16 protein-coding genes are annotated in these 18,862 nt (G+C 53.3%); 10 read left to right on the forward strand and 6 right to left on the reverse strand.

Features of this window, described 5'->3' with window-relative positions:
* Window positions 1–63 precede the first annotated feature (63 nt).
* A complete protein-coding gene (locus F7231_RS19355) occupies window positions 64–3,345 on the forward strand; it encodes a SusC/RagA family TonB-linked outer membrane protein (RefSeq protein ID WP_166693201.1) in 3,282 nt (1,093 codons plus the stop codon).
* 15 nt (window positions 3,346–3,360) lie between these two features.
* Window positions 3,361–5,088 carry a RagB/SusD family nutrient uptake outer membrane protein gene (locus F7231_RS19360; protein WP_166693203.1) on the forward strand — a complete coding sequence of 576 codons (1,728 nt, stop codon included), beginning with the start codon at window positions 3,361–3,363 and terminating at the stop codon, window positions 5,086–5,088.
* 173 nt (window positions 5,089–5,261) lie between these two features.
* On the opposite strand, the gene F7231_RS19365 is transcribed toward F7231_RS19360, so the two are convergent.
* Complete coding sequence (locus tag F7231_RS19365) at window positions 5,262–6,404, reverse strand: TlpA disulfide reductase family protein (RefSeq protein ID WP_166693204.1); 1,143 nt, start codon at window positions 6,402–6,404, stop codon at window positions 5,262–5,264.
* 172 nt (window positions 6,405–6,576) lie between these two features.
* Entirely contained in the window at window positions 6,577–7,449 is an 873-nt protein-coding gene (locus F7231_RS19370) for an AraC family transcriptional regulator (RefSeq protein WP_085413988.1), read from the reverse strand.
* Window positions 7,450–7,773: 324 nt separating this feature from the next.
* On the opposite strand from F7231_RS19370, the gene F7231_RS19375 reads away from it, so the two are divergent.
* From F7231_RS19375 to F7231_RS19410, 8 genes are all read left to right on the forward strand, one after another.
* Entirely contained in the window at window positions 7,774–9,657 is a 1,884-nt protein-coding gene (locus F7231_RS19375; RefSeq protein ID WP_166693205.1) for a sodium:solute symporter family protein, read from the forward strand.
* A 26-nt stretch (window positions 9,658–9,683) separates the two neighbouring features.
* A complete protein-coding gene (locus tag F7231_RS19380; protein ID WP_166693206.1) occupies window positions 9,684–10,907 on the forward strand; it encodes a glycoside hydrolase family 130 protein in 1,224 nt (407 codons plus the stop codon).
* A 97-nt stretch (window positions 10,908–11,004) separates the two neighbouring features.
* Window positions 11,005–12,222, forward strand: coding sequence for an AGE family epimerase/isomerase (locus F7231_RS19385; RefSeq protein ID WP_166693207.1), 1,218 nt, complete (start codon window positions 11,005–11,007; stop codon window positions 12,220–12,222).
* Window positions 12,223–12,329: 107 nt separating this feature from the next.
* A complete protein-coding gene (locus F7231_RS19390; RefSeq protein WP_085413984.1) occupies window positions 12,330–12,734 on the forward strand; it encodes a MarR family winged helix-turn-helix transcriptional regulator in 405 nt (134 codons plus the stop codon).
* A 22-nt stretch (window positions 12,735–12,756) separates the two neighbouring features.
* Complete coding sequence (locus F7231_RS19395) at window positions 12,757–13,209, forward strand: DinB family protein (RefSeq protein WP_166693208.1); 453 nt, start codon at window positions 12,757–12,759, stop codon at window positions 13,207–13,209.
* Between the two features lie 27 nt (window positions 13,210–13,236).
* The gene (locus F7231_RS19400; protein ID WP_166693209.1) at window positions 13,237–13,770 is read left to right on the forward strand and encodes a DUF4442 domain-containing protein; all 534 of its coding nucleotides are present in this window, start codon (window positions 13,237–13,239) and stop codon (window positions 13,768–13,770) included.
* Window positions 13,770–14,420 carry an alpha/beta hydrolase gene (locus tag F7231_RS19405; protein ID WP_166693210.1) on the forward strand — a complete coding sequence of 217 codons (651 nt, stop codon included), beginning with the start codon at window positions 13,770–13,772 and terminating at the stop codon, window positions 14,418–14,420. Before F7231_RS19400 ends, F7231_RS19405 begins: the two co-directional genes overlap by 1 nt.
* 186 nt (window positions 14,421–14,606) lie before the next feature.
* The gene (locus F7231_RS19410) at window positions 14,607–15,020 is read left to right on the forward strand and encodes a response regulator (protein ID WP_085413980.1); all 414 of its coding nucleotides are present in this window, start codon (window positions 14,607–14,609) and stop codon (window positions 15,018–15,020) included.
* 215 nt (window positions 15,021–15,235) lie between these two features.
* Here the strand turns inward: F7231_RS19410 and F7231_RS19415 are convergent, their stop codons facing one another.
* The 4 genes from F7231_RS19415 to F7231_RS19430 all read right to left on the reverse strand — a co-directional run bounded on the left by F7231_RS19415 (window position 15,236) and on the right by F7231_RS19430 (window position 18,697).
* Window positions 15,236–15,922 (reverse strand): DUF421 domain-containing protein, encoded by a 687-nt coding sequence (locus F7231_RS19415; protein WP_085413979.1) that lies wholly within the window; start codon window positions 15,920–15,922, stop codon window positions 15,236–15,238.
* A 118-nt stretch (window positions 15,923–16,040) separates the two neighbouring features.
* Window positions 16,041–16,646 carry a hypothetical protein gene (locus F7231_RS19420; protein ID WP_085413978.1) on the reverse strand — a complete coding sequence of 202 codons (606 nt, stop codon included), beginning with the start codon at window positions 16,644–16,646 and terminating at the stop codon, window positions 16,041–16,043.
* Window positions 16,647–16,865: 219 nt separating this feature from the next.
* Window positions 16,866–18,029 (reverse strand): molecular chaperone DnaJ, encoded by a 1,164-nt coding sequence (gene dnaJ / locus F7231_RS19425; protein ID WP_166693211.1) that lies wholly within the window; start codon window positions 18,027–18,029, stop codon window positions 16,866–16,868.
* 89 nt (window positions 18,030–18,118) lie between these two features.
* On the reverse strand, window positions 18,119–18,697 hold the full coding sequence (locus F7231_RS19430; RefSeq protein WP_166693212.1) for a nucleotide exchange factor GrpE: 579 nt from the start codon (window positions 18,695–18,697) through the stop codon (window positions 18,119–18,121).
* Window positions 18,698–18,862: the final 165 nt, after the last annotated feature.

The raw sequence follows: 18,862 nt of genomic DNA on the forward strand, positions 1-18,862 counted from the left end.
CAACTTATAGTGATTGCCAACTGGCTTTCCTGAACGTCTTACCTGATTAAACTGATCAACTATATGAAAAAAGTAAACTACTACGTGTTAAGGTTGATGAAACTTACCTGCCTCCAACTCCTGATCGCGCAGATTTTTATGGGGATAGCCTGGGCCGGTGACGTTTCGGCCCAAGAGCTGCTCAACCGGCGCATAAACCTGATGATTCAGGATCAGAACATGAAGAATGCGTTGCGCAGCATTGAGAAAGCCGCCAACGTCAAGTTCTCGTATAGCCCGCAAATTGTTCGTTCAAGACAGCTTGTCTCGATGCGTGTGCAAAACAGTACCCTGAAAGAGGTGCTGGAAAAGCTGCTTGTTCCGCTAAATGTGAATTTTACTATTTCTGGCGAACAGATCATTCTGGCCCGTCCTGCCCAGTCATCCGTGGACATCCAACTGGGGGAGCCCGTGGGGGAGAATGAAGCCCCCGCCGAGCGGACAATCACCGGTATTGTCACGGATGAGAAAGGAGAGGGGCTGCCGGGCGTGAGCGTGGTGGTGAAAGGGTCGACCCGTGGTGCCGTAACCGACGCGTCAGGTACGTATCGGTTAACCATTCCTGATGGTGCACAAACGTTGGTTTTTAGCTTCATCGGGTACGTTACGCAAGAGCTGGCGATTACCAACCAGGAAACTCTGTCGATTCAACTAAAGTCGGATATCAAGTCGCTCAACGAGGTGGTTGTGGTGGGTTACGGCTCGCTGAACCGTAAGGAAGTAACCAGCGCAGTGACGCACTTGTCGTCATCAGACCTGCTGCGGGTGGGTAGTAACAGCCCGCTGATGGCCATTCAGGGTAAAGTGGCGGGTTTGTCGGTAACCAACACCGCCGCTGGTGATCCCAACTCAACGCCCAGCATTCAACTGCGTGGGGTTTCGTCGAGAAGTGCCGGGCTAGGGCCTCTGTTTGTCATTAACGGTATTCCCGGTGGTAACCTGGACAACATTAACCAAAACGAAATTGAGTCGATCGATGTCTTGAAAGGTGGAGCGGCCTCGGCTATCTACGGCACACGGGGCAGCAACGGGGTAATTGTTATCACTACCAAAAAAGGATCAGCCGAATCCCGGATTTTCTATGACGGCTATTCGTCGTTTGATTTTGTCACAAACAAACTGAAGTTGCTCTCTAAGGAGGAATTCCTGGCCAATAAACGGGGTGTCGATTTGGGTGGCAATACCGATTGGACAAAAGCAGTGAGTCGCGATCCGGCTTTTTCGCAGAAGCATACTCTGCAATTCTCGGGCGGCAACGGACAAACCAACTACTTTACCTCGCTCGATTACCGCAACGCAACGGGTATCGACCTGCGGTCGGGCAAGCAGGAGTACGGCGGACGGGTCAACATTAACCATACCTCGGCCAATAACCTGTATGCGCTGACCTTCACGGCGGCACCCCGCTACACCCGGACCAACCTGGCCGATTACAGTGGTTTCAACTATGCGCTGACGCTCAACCCGACCCAACCTATTTTCGACAACGCGGGCCGGTACGCGTACATCACCAGCGGTTTCTTCGCCAACAACCCCGTAGAACGGGCTAAAAGTGTCTTGGCGCAGCAGGAGGTGAAGTACCTGGATATCAATGGGTCGTTCAAGCTGAATCTGCTCGATAACCTGTCTACGCTCGTGACTATCGGTGAGGTGAGCTCATCGTTCCGAAACGAGAACTTTACGCCATCGACCCTCTCGACGGTTGTCAACGGCTCGAAACGAAATGGTGCGTCGCAGGCCCTGGATGAAAACGATCAGAAAAGCTTTGAGTGGACGGGTAACTACGCTCTCGACGTGCAGAAGCATGCCGTGAAACTGCTGGCAGGGTACTCGTACCAATACTTTACGTCGTCGGGATTCAGCGCGGGCAACGAAAACTTCCCTTCTGATGTGCTGACGTACAACAACCTGGGATCGGGTCTATGGAACCTGCAGCAGGGGATCAACAACGTGGGTTCGTACCGGAACAACTCTAAACTGGCGGCTTTCTTCGGACGGGTCAACTACGATTTCGACCAGAAGTACTACCTCTCGGCCAGTCTGCGCCGCGAGGGTTCGTCGAAGTTTGGCTACGACAACAAATGGGGGAACTTCCCGGCGGCGTCGGTGGGCTGGCGCGTTACTCAGGAATCCTTCGCGCAGGGTATTCCCTGGCTGAACGAGCTGAAATTGCGGGCCGATTACGGGGTAACCGGTAACCAGGATTTCGGCAATTACCTCTCGCTCGACACCTACGGCGGCTACGGTTACTACCTCTACAACAACACCTCGTATCAGGTTTGGGGGCCGAGCCAGAACACGAACTACGACCTGCGCTGGGAAAAAGCCATCAACTTCAACGTGGGTGTCGACTTCGACGTGTTCAAAAACAGTCGGCTTACGGGTAGTCTGAACTACTACATTCGGACCAACAAAGATTTGCTCGGTTCGTATGCAGTACCCAACCCGCCCAACGTACAGGGGTCGACCTTCGCCAACGTGGGGACGATGCAGAACTCTGGTCTGGAAATTCAGCTGACCGGCAGCGTGATTGCCAAGAAAGACTTCAGCTATAACGTAACCTTCGCCGGTGCCACCAACAGCAACAAATTCGTTTCCTTCTCGAACGAAGCATTCAAAGGGCAAACCTTTATTGACGTAGTTGGCTTGCCGGCTCCCGGCAGCCCCGGTACGTCGCAGCGGTTGCAGGAAAATACGCGCATCGGTAGCTTCTACATGCTGAAGTCGGCTGGAGTTGATGAAACGGGTGCATTGCTGGTTTACAACAAGAATGGCGACGTGATTCAGGCCAACAAAGCCAACAATGACGACCGGCAGTTTGTGGGCAATGGTCTGCCAACGTTTACGGGAGGCCTGACCAACAACCTCAGGTACCGCAAATGGGACCTGACGGTATTCCTGCGGGGTACGTTCGGGTATCAGATCTTCAACACCTACGCGTTCTACCTGGGCACGCCGGCCACGCAGCAGAACGTGAACACGCTGGCCTCGGCTTACGACGGGGGCAAGTATTCGAAACTGTCTAACGCCGCCACGTACTCGTCGCTGTCTGACTACTTCCTGGAACAGGGCAGTTTTGTGAAAATCGACAACGTAACCCTGAGCTATACCCAGCCTATTACGAGCAAATTCCTGCGGTCGGCGCGTATCTATGCCACCACCCGGAACCTGAAAACCTTCACCAAATACACCGGTGGCGATCCGGACCTGGTGCAGATCAATGGCTTATATCCGGGCATCAACAGCTCGTTGAATTACTTCCCGTCGACGACCCAACTTCTGCTGGGCCTTCAGGTTACCTTCTAATTTCTAAGTCAACTTATGAATCGATCTCGTTTTTATAACGCCATACGTATTGCCTCTGTCGCCACCGCGTTCTTGCTGGCCGAAGGGTGTACCAACCTGGATGAGGTACTTTCTGACCGAATTGTGTCGAGCAATTTCCTTCAAACCAAAGATGACGTCATTCGTGACTTTTTGCGGCCGTTCGAACACAGCTACTGGACAATCCAGGGTGGGTCGACGTTCATGCTGCAGGAGAACAGCTCGGATGAACTGATGACCCCCAACCGCCAGGGTGACTGGTTCGACGGTGGGCAGTTTCAGCGGGTTCACTATCACACCTGGACCCCCAACGACGGCTACACCAGCGACGCCTGGAATGCCCTCTACGGCGGCGTAACGCTGGCGACCAATACGCTGGAAGATTTGCAGGCTATTGCTGACCCCGCCAAGTTCAACATGACGCAGGCAGAACTCGATGGCATGATTGCCGAGGTACGCACACTGCGGGCCTGGCTCAACCTGCGGCTGCTCGATTTTTACCGCAACATTGTGCTGGTGAAGAAAGTGAAAGGCGAAACGCAGGGAGGTCTCCAGGTACCCCCACAGGAAACCTTCAACTACATTGAACAGGAACTGAAGGAATCGCTGCCGCAACTGCCCACCCGGCAAAGCCTGGGCGCCAACGCCATTGGCCGCTGGACGCAGGGCGGAGCGGCTGCCCTGCTAGCCCGGTTGTACCTGAACGCGAAGGTCTACACCGGCACCGATCACTTTACCGATTGCGCCACCGTATGTACCGATATTCTGGCGGGAAAATACGGCCAGTATGCGCTCGAAAGCCGCTGGGATGCTCCCTTCGATTACACTAACCCAACATCGCCCGAAACGGTGTTCGGTTTTCCGGGTAGCTTTGGCCTGACTCACTGGCAGTACGACGGAGGGATGTATTTCTGGATGCTTCCCGTGAACGCCACTTTCTATTTCGGGTTCACCGATTTTGGAACGGCCAACCCCAAGTACGCCTTGCAGCCTGGTCGCGACGTAGATAGCACCGAATACAGCTTCTCGCTGGGTAAGCCTTATCTGAAGTTTCGGAAGTACGCTGATGACGTTCGTCTGAAAACGTACAAAAATCTGGGCAACAGCAAACGGGAAGGTATGTTTCTACAAGGTTACCTGCCCTATGTCAACTCAAACGGTAAAGTCGATACGGTACGGTCAACCAAGGGCCCTTATCCCTTGTTCTTCCGCGATCAGGTGGGCATGTTCCTGGCGGCCAAGCCGGGAACCAAGATTGCCAACAAGACCTCGAACATGAACAACGCCGACCAGAATTCGGGCCTTACACCGGTGAAGTATCCGTACTATCCAAGCAGCGATCCCAATAAGATTTCATCGGCCTACGCTGAAATTCGGTTGGCAGAGATCTACTACTCGCTGGCTGAGTGTAAGTACCGGGCGGGCGATAAAGCGGGCGCGGCTGTATTGCTCAACACCGTTCGAGCCAGAAACTACCCGGCTGGTTCGCCAAGTCTGTACAAACCCGACGGCAGCCAACTGACCGATCAGGAGATGCTGGACGAATGGGGCCGTGAGTTCCTGGTCGAATCGCGTCGGCGTACCGACCTGATCCGCTGGGGTGTGTTCAATTCAGGTACGTGGTGGGATAAACAGCCCGATGCCGATAACCACACCGCGATCTTCCCGATTGGTCAGAACGTGCTCAACGTGTCACCACAGTTGAAGCAAAACCCCGGCTATTAAGAAAGGCCCATAGGTAAAAACGCCTCGTCCCTGCCAGCTGGTACAAATCTGTACTAGCTGGCAGGGACGAGGCGTTTTTATAGCTAATCAGTTTCCAACAGGCCGCCTGATGGGTAAACTGGTCTTGTGTGCTGGTGACTGCTACATACCTAATGAATTGCAGCGCGGCGCGCTCAGCGCGTCTCAGCCAGGAGCTCCGCTACCTTTTTGTCCAGCTCGGCTTCCGTCAGATTATGCCCTCTGATTACGCCGTTCTGGTCAATCAGGAATGTTTGGGGGATAGCATAGATTGCGTACTTGTCTCGTAGCGGGCTTGGTTCCGTCAGATGTAGTTGCAGTCCGGATGGGCGTAAACTCGACAACGCGCTCAGCCATCGTTTCGGCTCTTTGTCTGTGGAAATACCAATAATTTCCAAACCCTGACTGGCATATTTCGCATGGAGCTTTTTCAGGCCGGGAAACTCCTTAATGCAGGGCCCACACCAACTGGCCCAAAAGTCTACCAGAACAAGCTTGTTGGCAGTTCGTACGGAAGCTAAACTATGGGTGGCTCCGGTGCTGTCTGGCAACGTGAAATCATAGGCCTGCTGACCAATCGCCACCTTTTGCCGGTTGTCGGCTCGCGTCTTGAGTTCCTGATCGTACAGTTGAAAGGTCGGGTACGTACCCAGCGTGGGTTTGAACTCATTCAGCATGTTGACCAAGTGATCGTCTGCGTAACCACTGCCCTTCAACAGAAACAGGTTAAAAAAGGTATAAGGCTTCCGGGCAATCAGGTCCGCCATACGGGAACCGTACGTCAGACTAATCATCGTATTTTCTGCCCATAATTGGTTCAGCAGTACCGTATCGCCTTTCTGGGTGGCCCCGCTCCGCGCCTGAGACAGGCCGATTAACTTATTCCTTGTTGAGTCCGTAAAAGCAGTATAGGCTCTCCACTCAGAATGCAGTTTAGAGCCTGTGACCTGGTAGGCGCCGTTTTTCTGAATTGTCATCTGCATCGGTGCCCCTTCCAGAAATACAGGATACGTTCGGGAGTTGGTATCAAGTTGAACCCGGTACAGACCGGGCTCGGCCAGTTTCCCTTTCAGCGTAAATCGAGTACCCTGGATTGGGGCAGAAAAAACCCGTTTGTCATCCTGATTTAGTACGTACACATTTCCCTTGACTGACTGGGCTAGCTGGCCTGCCAGGGTGAAGGGTTCGGCCGGCCTGACCTGCGCCAACCCGATAGAGGTCCATAGGCTGAAGAAAGCAATTATCCTGAAAGGGAGCGTACCTGGCCGCTTCGGCCTTTTGGTATAGTGTAAACGCATAGTGCAGACGGGAAAAACGCGTTGGAGAGGACTATGTCGATAAAGGCTAAATATAGTCCCCGCCAGCTGCCCCTTCCGGGTGCCTGCTTTTTCCTTATCCTATGGCTTACCTGCCTTATTGTCAACCAGTACAATCAATAGCCAACGGCTGTATTTTTCCCTGCCTAGTGCGTTAAATGAAGACCCTTGTGCCCGAGTAATTCTGGCGGAATTCGCGGGGAGTACAGCCGTTTTTGCTGCGAAACACCCGGTTGAAATAGGATATGTTATTGAAGCCGCATTTATAGGCTACCTCCGTAATGGTGTTGGTCGTATCGATCAGCAGCCGCGAGGCCTGACCCAGGCGAATCTCATTGAGGCTTTCAATGAAAGTCTTGCCCGTTCGTTTCTTGATGAAGCGACTAAACGATACCTCACTCATATTAACCAGCTTCGCCACATCGGCCAGCGAAATCTCTTTGTCGTAGCTTTCGTGCATAAATGTGAACGCTTTCTCGATGCGGCGGCTATTGTAATTGATTTGCTCGTTGGTGAATGTGGTGTTCGAGAGCGTCCGCATGTTGCGCGAGGTCGATAGGTCGTGCAGAATCGACATCAGTTCAAGCACTGAGTCGAAGCCGTTTTTCTGGGTAAGCGCTTCCAATCGGGGACGTATAGCCGCTGCCGTTTCCTGGGTGAATAATATTCCTTTGGCCGATCGTTCCAGCAACGCCCGTATGAAACTAAGCTGGTTCCGCTTCAGAAATTTCTCGTCGAATAGAGTACGGTGAAACTGAATGGTCACTTCGCGAACGCCCTGACATGTTCTGGCCGGATCAAACCAGCCGTGCGGCAGATTACTACCAACAAGCACCAGATCGAGGTCATCGGTCAGGGCCGTATGGTCGCCCATGATTCGCTTGGCGCCTTTAGTATTAGCCAGAAAATTCAGTTCATACTCGTCATGATTGTGCAGCGGAAAGTCAAACACTTTGTCTGTCCGGTGAAATAGCGTAAAACAATCGCTCTGAGTCAGTGGCGTTATTTCACGATATATAGTGGTCATCTGTTAACGGGGTTGAGGGTATTAGTCGTAGGAAAATGTACGTATGAACTCAGTTGTAAGTTAAAAAAGTATTAGATGCGCAACGCTGGCAGACTACTCAATAAGCCAAATAATTTAGTTGAATAACGAAAAAATGCTGGAAATAATGAATTAATCATGTATAATCTACGACGCGTTTTATCAGGCTATCATTTTGAGTCGAAATAAGGATAAAATAGTGCTATATATCAGGGTGAACTTTCCTATAGATTTGTTCAGAACTGTTGCCGACGCCGGCCATCATACCGGGGCAACCTGCCTAAATCCGTTAATTAGTCGTACTCTATGAAATTATCTGCCCTTGATATCAGCATTATCATCGCCTATCTGGTCGCCGTGATTGTGATGGGTTTAGTGCTGAAAAAACGGGCTTCCAAAGACAAGGAGGCCTACATGCTGGGCGGAAAAACGTTGCCCTGGTACATGCTTGGCCTATCCAATGCCTCGGATATGTTTGATATTTCGGGCACGATGTGGATGGTCTCGCTGGCTTTCGTATACGGCATGAAAAGCCTCTGGATTCCATGGCTCTGGCCCGTCTTCAACCAGATTTTCATGATGATGTACCTATCAGTTTGGCTCCGTCGCTCCAACGTGACAACGGGGGCTGAATGGATCGGTACCCGGTTTGGCATCACTGGCAAGGGCGTGATGGCTTCGCATACTATTGTTGTCGTATTCGCCCTGTTGAGCTGCCTGGGTTTTCTGGCGTATGGCTTCGTTGGCCTGGGGAAGTTCGTCGAGATTTTTATTCCGTTCAGCATTGTATCGGACTACATTCCCTTCGCCATACCACCTGAATACGTGCCTCATTTCTATGGCATTGTTTTCACCGCCGTGGCTGTTTTCTATGCTATTCTGGGCGGCATGACCAGTATCGTAATTGGCGATGTGCTGAAATACGTGATCATGAGCATCGCCGCCGTAGTAATTGCCTGGATTGCCATGACCAACCTGAATACCCAGTCGTTGACCGTGCCGGCGGGCTGGTATACGCCTTTTTTCAGCTGGGAGCTGAATGACCTCGACTGGACCGGAATGATCGATGACGTGAACGCCAAGATCAAGTCAGATGGCTATTCGCTGTTCGGCATTTTCTTCATGATGATGGTCTTCAAAGGTATTCTGGCCAGTCTGGCTGGTCCGGCACCAAACTACGACATGCAGAAGGTGCTGTCGACAAAATCACCGCAGGAGGCCGCCAAAATGAGCGGCTTTGTGTCGATTGTGCTGCTGCCGGTCCGGTACGCCATGATTATGGGGTTCACGGTGCTGGCCCTGCTTCATTTCGACCAGCTCGACCTGCGCTCAGCCACCGGTCCGGCTGGGCAGGGGATCGACTTCGAGAAGATTCTGCCGTCGGCTATACTGCAGTTTGTGCCGGCCGGGTTGATGGGCCTTTTATTGGCGGGGTTGCTGGCGGCCTTTATGGGTACGTTCGCGGGCACCCTCAACGCGGCGCAGGCCTATATCGTGAACGATATCTACCTCAAATACGTCGAGACAAAGGCTTCCAACAGCCGCATTGCCACCATGAATTATAGCTCAGGCTTACTGGTGGCGGTCGTCGGGGTGCTCATGGGCTTCTTCGCCAAAGATGTGAACAGCATACTGCAATGGATCGTGTCGGCGCTGTATGGGGGGTACGTAGCAGCCAATGTGCTGAAATGGCACTGGTGGCGATTCAATGCCAGTGGTTTCTTCTGGGGTATGCTGGCCGGTATTGTCCCCGCCCTGATCCTGCCTTCAGTGTTCAGCGAAACGCTGGAGCTGTACTACTTCCCGCTGCTGTTCGGGTTATCGCTGGCGGGCTGTATGGCCGGTTCACTGTTGACGCCCGCCACAGACGAATCCACGCTGAAAGCCTTCTACAAAACTGTGCGTCCCTGGGGATTCTGGGGCCCGATACACGCGAAAGTTGTGGCCGACGACCCCACGTTTGAGGCCAACGAAAATTTCCGGCTCGATATGTTCAACGTTGTCGTTGGCATCATTGCCCAATGCTGCCTCACCATGCTGCCCATGTACCTGGTTGTCAAAATGTACTCTGAACTGGCCATCACGGTAGCGCTGCTGGCGGTTTGCGTTGGGATTCTGAAACGTACCTGGTGGGATAAGCTACCTACCGATGCCGCGGAAGTGCATCGACAACGCGTGCTGGCCCACTGATCTACTACGATTAATTCTTTTACTACATGAATTCTGTGTTCCAGAAACGCCTTGCCCAACTGGAGGCGGCCTACGTTGAACTGATTGGTCGGGCTAATGCGAAGCGCCCCCTTGGCAACGGTATTTTCGATCGCTACACGTACCCGGTGCTGACTGCCGGGCATGCGCCGCTCTTCTGGCGTTATGACCTCAACCCCGCTACTAACCCGTATCTGATGGAGCGGTTCGGCATCAACGCGGCATTCAACGCCGGAGCGATCCGGCTGAACGGGCGCTACCTGCTGGTGGCCCGGGTGGAAGGTATGGACCGGAAATCATTTTTTGCGGTAGCCGAAAGCCCAAATGGAATCGACAACTTCACGTTTTGGGACCGGCCCATCACCATGCCCGAAACTGACGTACCTGATGGGAACGTGTACGACATGCGCATGGTGCAACACGAGGACGGCTGGATTTACGGCCTTTTCTGTACAGAGCGCAAAGATCCGAACGCCCGGCCCGGTGACGAATCGTCGGCGCTGGCGCAGTGTGGCATGGCCCGCACCCGCGACCTGCGGACCTGGGAGCGCCTGCCCGACCTGAAAACGCCGTCGCCCCAACAGCGAAACGTGGTGCTTCACCCTGAGTTTGTCGACGGTAAATACGCGTTCTATACACGTCCGCAGGATGGGTTCATCGAAGCCGGAACGGGTGGAGGCATTGGATTTGGCTACGCCGATTCGATGGAAAACGCCGTTATCAAGAAGGAGTTCATTGTCGACGAAAAGCACTACCACACTGTATACGAAGTAAAAAACGGGCAGGGGCCGACTCCGATTAAAACCGAGAAAGGCTGGCTGCACCTGGCTCATGGGGTGCGGAACACCGCCGCCGGGCTGCGGTACGTGCTTTACCTCTTCCTGACCGATCTGACCGACCTGACAAAAGTGACGCACAAGCCAGCGGGTTATTTTCTGGCGCCGGAAGGCGAGGAACGCGTGGGTGATGTGTCGAACGTAGCTTTCGCCAACGGTTGGATTCTGGACGACGATGGCACGGTGTTCATCTACTACGCCTCGTCGGACACCCGCATGCACGTTGCCACGTCGACCCTCGATCAATTACTGGATTACGTGATCAACACCCCGCCCGATGGGTTCCGCTCAGCCACATCTGTCGACCGGCTGAACGTGCTGATCGACCGGAATAAGGCGTATCAGCATCGCGAGTCGGCTGAGGTTGGTTACGCGCTGACGGACGCAGTAAAGTAGATGCCTTGTACGAACAGGCTTGCTGTGGTGCGGTCACGCTGGTGTTACCAGATCAGTGAAGCGAAGCCCACTGCAAGCCTGTTTAGCCCAACGAAGAATGACCCTACTACCCCCGCACCAATATAGGCAGGAGATTGAAGCGGAACTGACAGCTATTCTGGCGTTCTGGATGACACACAGCCCCGATCAGGAGCGCGGTGGATTCATCGGCCGACTCACCGGCAACGGCCATCTCGACCCCGAAGCCCCGAAAGGAGCTGTACTGAACGCCCGCATTCTCTGGACATTCTCGGCGGCAGCGCGGCAAACCAACAACCCGGCCTATCGGGCAGTTGCCGATCGGGCCTACGCGTATTTTAGCCGCCACTTTATTGATTTGGAATTTGGTGGCGTGTACTGGTCGGTCGACCCGGCAGGCAAACCGCTGAGCCCCCGAAAGCAGATTTATGCGCTGGGGTTCGCCATCTACGGCCTGAGCGAATACCATCAGCTAACCGGTGAACCAGCCGCCCTCGACCTGGCAAAGTCGCTCTACCAGTGGATTGAAACCCACAGCTACGATCCAGCGCAGGGTGGTTATTTTGAAGCGTTCAGCCAGGAAGGGGCATTGCTCAGCGATCTGCGTTTGAGCGCGAAAGACCGTAACGATCCAAAAACGATGAATACGCACCTCCACATTCTGGAGGGCTACACCAATCTCTACCGAATCTGGCCCGATGCGGGGCTAGCCAACCAGATTCGGGCGTTGCTGGGTACGTTCCAAACACACCTGATCGATTCGGAAACCAGTCACTTACGCCTGTTTTTTACCGCCGACTGGCACTCAACGGCTGCCCTGGTTTCGTATGGACACGACATCGAAGCGGCGTGGCTGCTGCTCGAAGCCGCCGAAGTACTGCACGATGGGAAACTGATGGCGACATTCAGCCAGCTTGCCGTGGCAATGGCACGGGCTACCGCCGCTGCGCTGCAGGCTGATGGAAGCCTATATCATGAGTATAACATCGACACCAACCACTACGACACCCATCGGGAGTGGTGGGTCAGTGCCGAGGCAATGGTTGGTTTTCTGAACGCCTGGCAACTATCTGGCAACGAGACCTTCTACAACCAGTCAGTACAGAGCTGGCAGTTCATTCAGCGCCATCTGCTCGACCGGGAGGGCGGCGAGTGGCGATGGGGCGTTTTCGATACGTACCAGCCAATGACCGCCGACGACAAAATTGGCTTCTGGAAATGCCCGTACCACAACGTCCGAGCCTGTCTGGAGGTCATTTCCCGGCTGGAAAAGAGACAGGTTAGCTTCGGTACGTAGCTACGCGGTAAACATAGACAGGTGGTAGTTAAGTGGTCTGCTAACAAGCGGGCTTAATTTTTTCGAGCTAAAGTTGCATATACAACTTTAGCTAGTATTTTTACCGCATGACTGATATAAACGCCTGTGTGGCAGGGCAAGTGAGGCGGCTGGCGCGCGTGGTCACCAACCTGTACAACGAGGCATTTGTAGGGGAGGGGGTCACGTTTGCGCAGGCCAGTCTACTGATGTACATGTTTGCGCAGCCCGGCGTTCGGCAAACAACGCTGTCGCAGCAATTACAGATTGAGAAGTCGGCGCTGAGCCGGGATGTACAACTGTTACAGCGCAATGGTTGGCTAACCGACAATATCCGGCAGGGCCTTTTTCTGACGGAAGAGGGCCGACTACTGGCTAAACGCTGCCACAAAATATGGAAAGCCTTGAACACGCAGGTACGTGACCAACTTGGCGAGCAGGCCGTGTCGGGGTTAACAGCCCTGGCGGATGCCGTTCGTCAGTTACCCCACTAAACAACTACACCCTTTCTTATTTATGACGATTCAGGATATACTAAGCCGCCAATGGAGCGTAAATCAGCTCACCATCATGGGACCAATTGGCAAGATGACCGCTGATAATGCCCGCTTTCGACTTACGCCCGACACAGCATCGGCGGCGTTTATTGCCCTGCACACGGGCGAGGCAATGCACCGGTTTGCCAACATATTGTTCAACCACGACTCCGGTCTGCAACCGCAGGCCATGGGCGGCGCCACCGACGATGGCCGTTTGCTCGACCTGGCGATGGTTAATCAGGTCATTCAAAGCGGGTTCGAATTAGTGGCTGCGCACATTAAAACGACCACCGATGAGCAGTGGACGGAGCTTATTGCCACACCCTTCGGCGAACTTCCGCGGATGGGTGTACTCCAGTTTCTGATGCACCACAACTCCTACCACTGCGGCCAGATTTCGCAGGCGTTAAAAAAAGGAAGCCTGTATTAACCCGTTGCCCCAGCCAACGTACCTCTAGTGAAGCCAACATTTCTACAAACAGACCGAAAAGAGTCGGGCAAGACCTGGCGTTTCAGAACGTTCATGAACTGGTACCCGATGTATTTCGGCACCGGCGGGAAAATCCTGTTCTGGTCGGGCGACTGGCAGGAAGTGCATCTGCGCCTCCGCCGGAATATCTGGACCTACAACTATGTCGGGACGATCTTTGGCGGCAGTATGTTCTCAGCGGCTGACCCGTTCTACATGCTGATGCTGTACCATATTCTGGGTCGCGACTTTGTGGTGTGGGATAAGGCGGCAAGCATTCGGTTTCGCAAACCGGGCCGCACAACGCTCTACGCCCGGTACCAACTTACCAATGAACAGATCGACGGCATTCGGGCCGATGTAGCCGCAGACGGGCAAACCGAACGCGTGCTGCTCATCGACTGGCTCGACGCCGAGGGGATTGTACACGCCCGGATTGAACGAACCGTGTATATCGCCGACAAATCACATTACGAACATAAAAAGCAGGATCGCCAGTCGTCGCGGTTCGACAGAAACTGATGATAGAAGCACATCATGTGTCGGTACAGCGCACAGCCCGGTATTATACGCTGGGCGGGTTGACGGAAAAGACGCGCCGTATCTGGTTTGTCTTGCACGGCTACGGGCAACTGGCCCAGTACTTTATCCGGCGCTTCGACGTGGTAGCTGATGACGAGACACTCATTATTGCTCCGGAAGGCCTGTCACGACTATACATCGATACGGAGTTCGGTAAAGTGGGGGCCTCGTGGCTCACCCGCGAAGACCGCGACCAGGAGGTGAACGACTACGTAGCTTACCTCGATCTGGTATTGGCATCGGTACTGGGCGACCGTTCGCTCGATGGGCTGGACATTACGATAATGGGCTTTTCACAAGGCGCATCCACTGCATGCCGCTGGCTCGATCGCAGTCAGCAGGTCCACGCTAACCGGCTGATCCTGTGGGCGGGCTATTTCCCAAATGGCCTGAGCGATGTGCTGCGGCCCGAAACCGTTGCCAACCTTCCGGTGCAGTACGTGTATGGCCGCGACGACGAATACATCAGTCAGTTAAGTGACGTTAATCTGTACCTGAACCGGCTTAAAACAGACGTACCCAACCTGCTGTTCGTCCCGTTCGACGGCAGGCACGTAGTTGACCGGCTGGTGCTGAAATCGCTGCTATGAACACCTCGGTTATCTCAATAGAACCAGCGTTTATTTAGATGTAACTAGCTGTAAATTAGCTTATAACGAGCTCCATTGCCTAACTAAATTGATCCGTACAGCGAGAAGAAATTGGTCTTGAGCGTGCAAGATGGTATACTTGGTAAGTAGCTTACTTTTTAACCCGTACTTGTCACTTAATGGATTATGCCCAAGAACCAAGCGAGTGTCTGGGTCGTAGATGATGACCCGGACGATTTGTATCTGGTACAGCTGGCTTTTCAGCGCGTACTGCCCGCCCTGTCTATCAGGTTGCTTTCCGATGGTGAATCCCTACTATCGGGGTTAAAACAGGCCGCTACATTACCAAGCCTGGTCCTGCTCGACTTGAATATGACTCCCTCCAACGGATTTGAGATTCTCCAGCACCTACGCAGTTTAGCGCACGGTCAGGCCATTCCCGTTGTGGTGTTTACCACGTCTGATGCCGCCGATGATCGCAACAGGGCATTGGCAATGGGTGCTAACGGCTTTCAGACAAAGCCTGACAGTATCGGCGACATTGGTCAATTATTGCTTAAGCTGAACGTAGAATGGCAGTTGAACGCCAGCGTTGAGTAGTGAAAGGCAACTTCCCTCTGCATACTGCTTAGTGGTATGTATTGTTGAGTACGGGGTAGTAAGCATCCGCCTGACCTTGCGCCGACATAGGGGCAAAGCCAGGCGGATACTCAACGGGACACGTCAGGAAGAGGGGCTAGCGGTTGTAGCTAGCCATTTCACACCGGTTACTTGTGTTGCAAACCGCTACAAAATAGCCTGTTGGTTTTGGCTTACTAGGTACGTCGCTGCGTGTCGATCGCTTGGACCCATTCGTCCTTGCCACAGCGCGGGCAGTTGTGCGCTCCCTCCGCCAACTGCTCTACCTGTCCGCACATCGTGCAGGCATATGCATCTTCTGCCTGAATTGTGGTTGTCTTTTTCTGGTATAGCTTGGGCAGCACAGGTAGCCCCGGCCGGACGTCATCATCGGCGAAATAAAAGAAACTCACATTGCCATTTGTTTCGAGAATGGCCGTTTGCACCTGGCCAACATGCTCAATGTTTTGCTGGCGCATTTCAGAGAAGAACTCATCTTTGGCATAGGTCTGCTCCTTGGTTTCCAGTAACGCAAACCGACCATCTTCGATCACATAGATGGGATCGCCTTCCAGGATGCTCTCAAATCGTTCGCTTCGGGCTGCCAGCCAGGTAATCAGGCGGTAGAATAGTAAGATCGTAATGAAGACCAGTAGGGCGGGTATGATCGCATTTTCCGGGTTGGTCATCGGATCACCTGCCGCCGAACCCAGGCCGATAATAATCGCCACTTCAAAGAGTGAGAGTTGCTTGATGCCTTTTTTCCCCGTCAGCCTCAGAAAAACCAGGATGATGGTGAACATGATCAGCGTTCTGATCGCAATTTCGACGGCAAAGTGCCAGTCCAGGTCGTTTAGAAAAACCTCGTTTAGATCAATCTGCATTTGTTGCTGTTTATTGATACTAACTAACTGACCCTAAGGCATTGTTTTCAGGCAGGGTACGACAAAGACAGAGAGGCTTCCGTTCGACAGCCTGCTAGTGTGGTGTTATGGAAGCCAGCTAGGTGCGGAAGGTAGTAGTAACCTCCTCATAAATCTCCACACCGGGAATAGACCGAACCCCCTTGGCAATATCGGCTTTAATTGCTCCTTCATTAATCAGCCAGTAGCCGTTAGGCACCAGAGTTGGGTCGACAATTTTATAGGTCCATTTAGTACGTACTCCTTTTGGCTTCTCCATGGCATCGACGTTGGCAGCCAGCCAATCGGTCTGATCGGCCTGGTCAACGATTCCCTGCTTCTGGGCCTCGGCCAGTTGGTGTTGACGTACCCGCATGATCTCCCGATTGTAATGATCCACGGCGTCTTTCAAGGGTTGCATTGCCGCTTCGACGGGAGCCGTCAGTTGCTTCTCCAGTTCAATCCACTCGTGCTTCTGATGATCCAGTTCCCGGGTGATCTTGAGTCGCTCTTCGGCGACAAGCTTGATCAGGTCGTTGCCCTGGGAGACATGCTTAATCAAGAGTTGCTGTTGTTCGGGTGTGCCGCAGAAAGCTGGTTGACGGTGAAGAAAGGCGACAAAGTCGGACAGGGAGGCTTCTAACTGCCGCCGCCCACCGTCTTCGATCAGGGATAAACCCGTCGTCGTATTGGTTGAGGTGCTCATACGCCTAAAAGCAGATACAGGGCGTTAATGTTACCTGACAGGGCATTGTTTTAGGGCCTTAACCGACATCGATTAACTCGGTGAAAGACTACATATCAGGCTAACTGAATACCTGTCAACCAGTAGCGGCAAACCGGACACTACCTAAAAAAGCCCCGTACACGGCGTGTGTACGGGGCTTTTCCATCTATTCTTTACCAAACGGCTTAAGTCCGTAGATCAACCGTGGAAGAAATCCTTCATTTTCTCGAAGAATCCTTTGTCGCTTTTATTCGGACGTGGGTGAAAATTGGGGGATGACCGGAGTCTTTCCAGAATGCCCCGTTCTTCCGAACTGAGCACTTTAGGAGTCCAGACATTCACGTGAATCAGCTGGTCGCCACGACCATATCCGTTCAGGTCTTTGATGCCCTTCCCTTTCAGGCGTAAAATCTTGCCGCTCTGGGTGCCGGCTTCCAGCGAAATTTTAGCGCGTCCATCAATCGTCGGTACTTCAACGCTGGTGCCAAGAGCGGCATCGACGAAGTTAACGTACAGATCGTATACGACATTGGTGCCGTCACGTTTCAGGTCCTCATCTTCTTCCTCCTCTACCACGATCAGCAGGTCACCGGCTACACCTCCGCGTGGGGGTACGTTGCCTTTGCCTCCCACCGACAGCTGAATGCCTTCGGCAACACCCGCCGGAATTTTGATCGGAATAACGTCTTCCTGCAAAACACGACCTTCGCCATGACAAACATCGCAGCGGTCGGTTACCATTTTGCCTTCCCCATTACAGGTGCCGCAGGTAGCCGTTGAGACCATCTGCCCCAGCATGGTGTTAACCACCTTGCGGGTTTGGCCGGTTCCCTGGCAGGTCTGGCACGTTTGCACGGCCGTTCCATTTTTCGATCCGTTGCCGCCACAGGTTTGGCAGGCCACGTGGCGCTTTACTTTGATTTTCTTCTCAACGCCATTGGCAATCTCCTGAAGATCGAGCTTTAGTTTGATGCGCAGGTCAGAGCCGCGACGCACGCGCTGCCGTTGCTGGCCGCCACCCCGGCCGCCACCAAAGAACGATCCGAAGGGGGACTCATCGCCAAATATGTCGCCGAACTGACTGAAGATATCGTCCATTGAAGGACCACCCGCACCGTAACCGCCAGCAGCCCCGCCCAGGCCCGCGTGACCAAACTGATCGTACCGGGCGCGTTTGTTATCATCGCTCAGCACGTCATACGCCTCCGCTGCCTCCTTGAATTTCTCTTCGGCGGTGGGGTCGTCGGGGTTCTTGTCCGGGTGATGCTTGATCGCCATTTTGCGGTACGCCTTCTTGATGTCGTCCGCTGAGGCTTTCTTATCAATCCCCAGAATTTCGTAAAAATCGCGTTTCGTTGCCATCTGAATTAATGAGTACTAGAGCGACTACGTGATGGAGTGACTTATCTGGCAGTCATCCCATCACGCAGTCGCTCTAGCACTCATCCTGTTTAAGCTCCTACAATTACTTTAGCATAGCGGATCACCTTGTCATTGAGTAGGTATCCTTTTTCAATTTCGTCGATCACCTTGCCTTTGAGGTCTTCGGTAGGAGCGGGGAACTGCGTAACTGATTCGTGCAGATCGGCGTTGAATGGCTCACCTTTGCTCGCCATCGGCTTCAATCCCTTACTTTCCAGAATCTTCGTAAGCTTGCTATAAATCAGGCCAATACCTTCCTGCGCCGCGCTGATGTCTGTCGCTGTTTCAAGAGCCTGCATGGCCCGCTCGAAATCGTCGACTACAGGAAGCAGAGTCACCATCAGGCCTTCGCTGGCGGTTGAAATCAACTCCAGTTTTTCTTTAGCCGTACGCCGACGGAAGTTCTCGAAATCGGCGTAGAGGCGGAGATATTTATCTTTCATTACGGCGAGTTCAGAGCCAATGGCTTCGGCGGGTTCAGGTGTTTCCCCGGTGGCATCGCCTTCCGGAGTGCCACCATTAATAACTTCCGCTTCCTCAGTCGTAATTGGTTCGGTTGAGTTGTCAGGTTGTGGCACAGACTCGTCCACAATGTCTTTATTTTCCATACAAACAGGTCGTATTTCGCGCTAAATCGGGTTGCAAAGGTAGGTGCAAATCCACTGCCAAAGCCAATCGGGCTGACAAGTTGACACGCTATGTGCCAGTAAGTAGTGGCCTGGAGAATGAAGATGTCGACAAAACCAGGCTACTTTCTGCCGTTTCTAGTCTGC

The sequence above is a fragment of the Fibrivirga algicola genome (genome assembly GCF_011742925.1).
Lineage (GTDB): Bacteria > Bacteroidota > Bacteroidia > Cytophagales > Spirosomataceae > Fibrella > Fibrella algicola.

What these genes read in the sequence shown, in the direction of transcription:
- F7231_RS19355 (WP_166693201.1), top strand. Translation starts at nt 64, where the DNA reads ATGAAAAAAGTAAACTACTACGTGTTAAGGTTGATGAAACTTACCTGC.
- F7231_RS19360 (WP_166693203.1), top strand. Translation starts at nt 3,361, where the DNA reads ATGAATCGATCTCGTTTTTATAACGCCATACGTATTGCCTCTGTCGCC.
- F7231_RS19365 (WP_166693204.1), bottom strand. Translation starts at nt 6,404, where the DNA reads ATGCGTTTACACTATACCAAAAGGCCGAAGCGGCCAGGTACGCTCCCT.
- F7231_RS19370 (WP_085413988.1), bottom strand. Translation starts at nt 7,449, where the DNA reads ATGACCACTATATATCGTGAAATAACGCCACTGACTCAGAGCGATTGT.
- F7231_RS19375 (WP_166693205.1), top strand. Translation starts at nt 7,774, where the DNA reads ATGAAATTATCTGCCCTTGATATCAGCATTATCATCGCCTATCTGGTC.
- F7231_RS19380 (WP_166693206.1), top strand. Translation starts at nt 9,684, where the DNA reads ATGAATTCTGTGTTCCAGAAACGCCTTGCCCAACTGGAGGCGGCCTAC.
- F7231_RS19385 (WP_166693207.1), top strand. Translation starts at nt 11,005, where the DNA reads ATGACCCTACTACCCCCGCACCAATATAGGCAGGAGATTGAAGCGGAA.
- F7231_RS19390 (WP_085413984.1), top strand. Translation starts at nt 12,330, where the DNA reads ATGACTGATATAAACGCCTGTGTGGCAGGGCAAGTGAGGCGGCTGGCG.
- F7231_RS19395 (WP_166693208.1), top strand. Translation starts at nt 12,757, where the DNA reads ATGACGATTCAGGATATACTAAGCCGCCAATGGAGCGTAAATCAGCTC.
- F7231_RS19405 (WP_166693210.1), top strand. Translation starts at nt 13,770, where the DNA reads ATGATAGAAGCACATCATGTGTCGGTACAGCGCACAGCCCGGTATTAT.
- F7231_RS19410 (WP_085413980.1), top strand. Translation starts at nt 14,607, where the DNA reads ATGCCCAAGAACCAAGCGAGTGTCTGGGTCGTAGATGATGACCCGGAC.
- F7231_RS19415 (WP_085413979.1), bottom strand. Translation starts at nt 15,922, where the DNA reads ATGCAGATTGATCTAAACGAGGTTTTTCTAAACGACCTGGACTGGCAC.
- F7231_RS19420 (WP_085413978.1), bottom strand. Translation starts at nt 16,646, where the DNA reads ATGAGCACCTCAACCAATACGACGACGGGTTTATCCCTGATCGAAGAC.
- dnaJ (WP_166693211.1), bottom strand. Translation starts at nt 18,029, where the DNA reads ATGGCAACGAAACGCGATTTTTACGAAATTCTGGGGATTGATAAGAAA.
- F7231_RS19430 (WP_166693212.1), bottom strand. Translation starts at nt 18,697, where the DNA reads ATGGAAAATAAAGACATTGTGGACGAGTCTGTGCCACAACCTGACAAC.